Raw genomic sequence first — 6,271 nt, 5'->3', positions numbered from 1 at the left:
ACCCGCACCCGCCACTGGCTCACCGCACCACCACACACCCACACCAACCCCCACACCCTCGGCCTCAACCCCACCACCCACCCACTCCTCGCCACGGTCAGCGAGCTGCCGCACCACCGCACCACCCTGTACACGACAGTGCTCAGCGCCCAGACGCAGCCCTGGATCCGCGACCACGCCCTCAACCACCTGCCGCTCCTGCCGGCCACCGCCTACCTCGACCTCGCCCTCCACGCCGGGCTGCCGCACGTCGAGGACCTCACCATCCAGGCGCCCCTGGTGCTGGACCAGCCGAGGCGGCTACAGGTCACGGTGACCGAGGACGACGCGGGCGCGCAGGCTGTGCTGTTCCTGAGCCAGCCACAGGACGCCGACCCGGACACCCCGTGGACGTCACACGCGACCGGCACCCTGGTCCAGGGCTCGACCACTCCCGCCACAGAGCAGATCACCGCCTGGCCGCCGGCCGGCGCCACCGTCGTGCCCCTCGACGACGCGTACGACCGGCTGGCCGACGCGGGTTACGACTACGGTCCGGCCTTCCGCGGGCTACGGGCGCTCTGGCAGCGCGACGGGCAGGTCTTCGCCGAGGTGGCACTGCCAGCGGAGGCCGGGGCGGTGGACGGTTTCGGCCTGCACCCGGCCCTGCTCGACGCGGCCCTGCACCCGGTGCCGCTCGGTGCGGTCGGCGAGCTGGGGCCGGGCCTGCTGCCGTTCTCGTGGAGGGGCGTGACCCTGCACGCGGTCGGCGCCACGGTCCTGCGGGTCACGTTGTCGGTCACCGGGCCGGACAGCGTCACCCTCACCGCGGCGGACCCGGCCGGCGCGCCGGTGCTCACAGTGGACGAGTTGCGGCTGCGCGCGGCCGACCTCACCAGCCTCGGCGGCGGGGCGCCTCGTGTCCTCTACGAGGTGATCTGGGAGCGGGTCAGTGGTGACCCGTTGGCGGAGTGCGCGGTGCTCGATCTGACCGGGGACACCGTGCACACCGCGCTACCCCGCCTGCAGGAAGCCCTCACCACCGACCAACCACTCCTCGTCCACACCCGCAACGCCGTCACCGACCCCATCGACCCGGACCAAGCCGCCATCTGGGGTCTGCTGCGTACCGCCCAGACCGAGCACCCCGAGCAGCTCACCATCGTCGACAACCACGACCCCGCCAACCCACCACCGGCCAACGAACCCCAACTCGCCCTGCGCGACGGCCACCACTACGCACCCCGACTCACCCCCACCCCCACCACCACACCAGAAACCCTCCCCCTCGACCCCAACGGCAGCATCCTCATCACCGGCGGAACCGGCACCCTCGGCACCCTCATCGCCCAACACCTCCACCACCGCGGCTACCACCACCTCACCCTCGCCAGCCGCACGGGCCCCACACCCGACAACCACCACCTCACCGACATCGCCACCATCGTCGCCTGCGACACCAGCGACCCCACCGCCCTGACCACCCTGCTGGACACCATCAACCCACCCCTGACCGCCGTCATCCACACCGCCGCCGTCCTCGACGACGCCACCATCACCAACCTCACCCCCCACCAACTCCACACCGTCTGGCAACCCAAAGCCCACACCGCCCACCTCCTGCACAACCTCCCCCACCTCGACGCCCACCTCATCTACTTCTCCTCCCTCGCTGGCACCCTCGGCAACCCCGGCCAAGGCAACTACGCCGCCGCCAACGCCTACCTCGACGCCCTCGCCCACCAACGCCACCACAACGGCAAACCCACCACCAGCATCGCCTGGGGCCTCTGGGCCGACGACAGCGGCATGACCGGACACCTCACCACCACCGACCGCCACCGCCTGCACCGCACCGGCCTGGCACCCATGCCGGCCACCGACGCCCTCGCCCTGTTCGACGCCGCAGTCGCGTCGGGTGCTCCGAACCAGGTCGCCGCCGTACTGGACCGGGCCAACCTGGACCCCGCCAACCCGCTGCTGCGCAACCTCACCAGACGCCGGGCCGTGGCGGCGCCGGCCGTACTGCCGTCGCAGGACCGGGCGAAGGCTCTCGACCAGATCGTGCGGTCCACGGTGGCCGTCGTGCTCGGGCACGGACCGGGCGCGATCGTCGACCGGGACCGGGCGTTCAAGGAACTCGGGTTCGACTCGCTCACCGCCGTCGAGTTGCGCAACCGACTGGCGACCGCGACCGGACTGCGGCTGCCGGCGACGCTGATCTTCGACCACCCCACCCCCGCGGCCCTCATCGCCCACCTCCAGGACCAACTCGACCCCGAGCACGCCGCCCGTAGGCCGGCGCCGACCACCACCGCGACCGCCACCACCGACGAGCCGATCGCCATCATCGGCATGGCCTGCCGCTACCCCGGTGGTGTATCCGCTCCGGAGGAGCTGTGGCGGCTGGTCGCCGACGGGGTCGACGCGATCACCGAGTTCCCGGACAACCGCGGCTGGGACCTGGAGCGGCTGTACCACCCGGACCCGGACCACACCGGCACGAGCTACACCCGCCACGGCGGCTTCCTGCACGACGCCGACCGATTCGACCCCACCTTCTTCGGCATCAGCCCACGCGAGGCGATGGCCATCGATCCGCAGCAGCGGCTGCTGCTGGAGACGGCGTGGGAGGCGATCGAAACCGCCGGGTTGAACGCCGAGCGGCTGCGCGGCACCGACACCGGGGTGTTCGCCGGAGTGATGTACCACGACTACGCGAGCCGCCTCGGCGGTGCCCCCGCCGACCTGGAGGGTTACCTCGCCACCGGCTCGACCGGCAGCGTCGCGTCCGGGCGGATCTCCTACCAGTTCGGCTTCGAAGGACCCGCCGTCTCGGTGGACACCGCCTGCTCGTCCTCGCTCGTGGCCATCCATCTCGCCGGGCAGGCACTGCGCCAGGGCGAGTGCGGTCTCGCACTGGCCGGCGGGGTCACCGTGATGGCCTCTCCGGACATGTACATCGAGTTCAGCCGACAGCGTGGGTTGGCGCCGGACGGGCGCTGCAAATCCTTCTCCGCCGAAGCCGACGGCGCCGCCTGGTCCGAAGGCGTCGGGTTGCTGCTGCTCGAACGGCTCTCCGACGCCAAGCGCAACGGACACCCGATCCACGCCGTCATCCGCGGCACCGCGGTCAATCAGGACGGTGCCAGCAACGGCTTGACCGCACCCAACGGTCCCGCACAGGAGCGGGTCATCCGGCAGGCGCTTGCCAACGCCGGCCTGGAGATCGGTGACATCGACGCGATCGAGGCGCACGGCACCGGCACCACGCTGGGCGACCCCATCGAGGCCGGAGCGATCCTGCGCACCTACGGCGATCGGGAGCGGCCGGTCTTCCTGGGCTCGATCAAATCCAACATCGGCCACGCGCAGGCCGCCGCCGGCGTCGCCGGGGTCATCAAGATGGTCGAGGCCCTCCGCCACGAGTCGCTCCCACGGACCCTGCACGCGGACGATCCCAGCCCGCACGTGGACTGGACCAGCGGCAAGGTGGAGCTGCTCGCCTCGGCGCAGCCCTGGCCCGCCGGGGAACAGACTCGGCGCGCCGCCGTCTCCTCGTTCGGCATCAGCGGCACCAACGCCCACCTGATCCTCGAAGAGCCGCCGCGACCCGCGCCCGTCGCCGCGACGCCCGAACCAGTCGGCCCGATCGGCTGGCTGCTGTCCGCGCACACCGAAGATGGCCTACGCGACCAGGCCGGACAACTGCTGCGGCACCTCGGCGACACGGCACCGACGGACGTGGCCGCAACGCTGGCCGGGCGAGTGCAGCACCCGTACCGCTCGGTCGCTCTCGGCGGCAGCCGGGACGAGCTGATCGCCGCGGTTCGGGCGATCGCCGATGGCACGGACGACCCGGCGGTCGTACGCGGCGCCGTGGCGGACGGTGACGGCCTGGCCTTCCTCTTCACCGGGCAGGGTAGCCAGCGGGCGGCAATGGGTGCCGGTCTGCTGACGACCGAACCCGTCTTCGCGGCCGCGTTCGAGGAGGTGTGTGCCGCGTTCGACGGCCGGCTGGGACGGCCGCTGCGCGAGGTGATCCTCGAGGCGGACGGCGAGGACCTGCATCGCACCGATTACACCCAGCCGGCGCTGTTCGCGGTCGAGGTGGCGCTGTACCGGCTGTTGACCCACCACGGCCTGCGCCCGAGCCACCTGGCCGGGCACTCGATCGGCGAGATCACGGCGGCGCATGTGGCCGGGGTGCTTTCGCTCGACGACGCCGCCACGCTTGTCGCGGCCCGGGGTCGGTTGATGCGGGCGCTACCGACCGGCGGCGCGATGGTCGCCGTCGGCGCCACCGAGGAGGAGGTGCTTGCCCTGCTCACCGGCCGGGAGGCCGAGGTCGGCATCGCGGCGGTGAACGGTCCGGCGTCGGTGGTGCTGTCCGGTGACGAGGACGTCGTGCTCGCCGTCGCCGGCGAGCTGCGCGCGGCCGGTCACCGTACCCAGCGGCTCACCGTCAGCCACGCCTTCCACTCGCCGCGGATGGAGCCGATGCTCGACGACTTTCGGCGTGAGATCGCCGGACTGCGCTTCGCGGCGCCCACCGTGCCCATCGTGTCCACGCTTACCGGTGAGCTCGTTGGCGTCGACGAGCTGTCGTCGCCGGACCACTGGGTGCGGCACGCCCGGGGGACGGTCCGTTTCGCCGCGGCCATCGACCGCCTGGGTGACGCGGGCGTGCGGCTGTTCGTCGAGGTCGGTCCGGACGCGGTGCTTGCCACCATGGCCGCCGAGATGCTCGGCGACGCCACCGCGGTGCCGGTGCTGCGCCGCGACCGGCCGGAGCACGTGTCGCTGCTGACGGCACTGGCCACGGCCCACACCAGCGGCGCCGCGGTCGAGCCGGCCGTGTGGACCGGCGGTGGCGGACGACCGGTGTCGCTTCCGCCGTACGCGTTCCAGCGTCGCCGTCTCTGGCTGGACGTGTCGCCCGGCGCTGGTGACCCGACCGGGCTGGGCCTGGAGGCGGGCGCGCACCCGATGCTCGGCGCGGCCGTCCAGCTCGCCGGCGACGGGGGCCTGGTGTTCACCGGCCGACTTTCGGTGGCGACCCATCCGTGGCTGGCCGACCACAGCGTGCGCGGCAGCATCGTGGTTCCCGGCACCGCGCTACTGGACATGGCGCTGCACGCGGCCGGGCGGGCCGGTTCCCCCTACCTGGAGGAGCTGGTCCTGGCCACGCCGCTGGTGATCGAACGGAACGGGGCCGTGGAGGTCCAGGTCGCGGTCGCCCCGATCGACGACGGACGCGGCCGGATCGGCATTCACGCCCGTTCCGGCCCGGACACCGACTGGACCCGGCATGCCGAGGGCACGATCGGACCGGAGCCGTCCGACGAGCCCGCCGCCGGCCTGCCCTGGCCACCGAGCGGCCCCGCCGTCGACGTCGCGGACCTGCCCGATCGGGTCGCGGCGCTGGGGGTCGACTACGGACCCGCGTTCCACGGGCTGGTCGCCGCCTGGCAGAACGAGCACGGCCTGGTGAGCGAGGTGGTGCTGCCCGAGGAGGCGGGCTCGGCCCAGAGCTTCGGTGTGCACCCGGCGCTGCTGGACGCGGCATTGCATCCGTTGGTCGCGGCCGGAGACGAGCTGCGGCTGCCGTTCACCTGGACGGGCGTGCGGCTGCACCGCTCGGGGGCGACGACCCTGCGTACCCGTCTCGCGGAGAGCGGGGACGGTGTCGCGCTGGTCGCCACCGATGCCGACGGCGCTCCGGTGATCTCGGTATCCGGGCTGGTCACACGACCGTTCACCGGGGTGGCCCCGGTGCTCTACCAGGTCGTGTGGGAGCGGGTGGTGGGTGCGCCGTCCGCCGAGGAACCGCTGCTCCTCGACCTCACCGGGGACACCGTGCACACCGCACTACCCCGCCTGCAACAAGCCCTCACCACCGACCAACCAATCCTCGCCCACACCCACAACGCCGTCACCGACCCCATCAACCCCGACCAAGCCGCCCTCTGGGGCCTGCTGCGCACCGCCCAAACCGAACACCCCAACCGACTCACCATCATCGACAACCACAACCCCACCAACCCCCCACCCGCCAACGAACCCCAACTCGCCAACCGCAACGGCCACCACTACGCCCCCCGACTCACCCCCACCCCCACCCCCACACCAGACCAACTCCCCCTCGACCCCAACGGCAGCATCCTCATCACCGGCGGCACCGGCACCCTCGGCGCCCTCCTCGCCCACCACCTCCACAACCGCGGCTACCACCACCTCACCCTCGCCAGCCGCCACGGCCCCACCGCACCCAACGCCCACCACCTCACCA

1 protein-coding gene is annotated in these 6,271 nt (G+C 72.4%); it reads left to right on the top strand.

All coding sequences use genetic code 11. From position 1 onward, the window contains the following. The coding region (locus AB0F61_RS33990) for an SDR family NAD(P)-dependent oxidoreductase (protein WP_357818452.1) at positions 1–6,271 on the top strand (6,271 nt) is incomplete at both ends.

This window comes from Micromonospora sp. NPDC023888 (assembly GCF_040639415.1).
Lineage (GTDB): Bacteria > Actinomycetota > Actinomycetes > Mycobacteriales > Micromonosporaceae > Micromonospora.
This window is presented reverse-complemented; position numbering and strand designations above follow the sequence as displayed.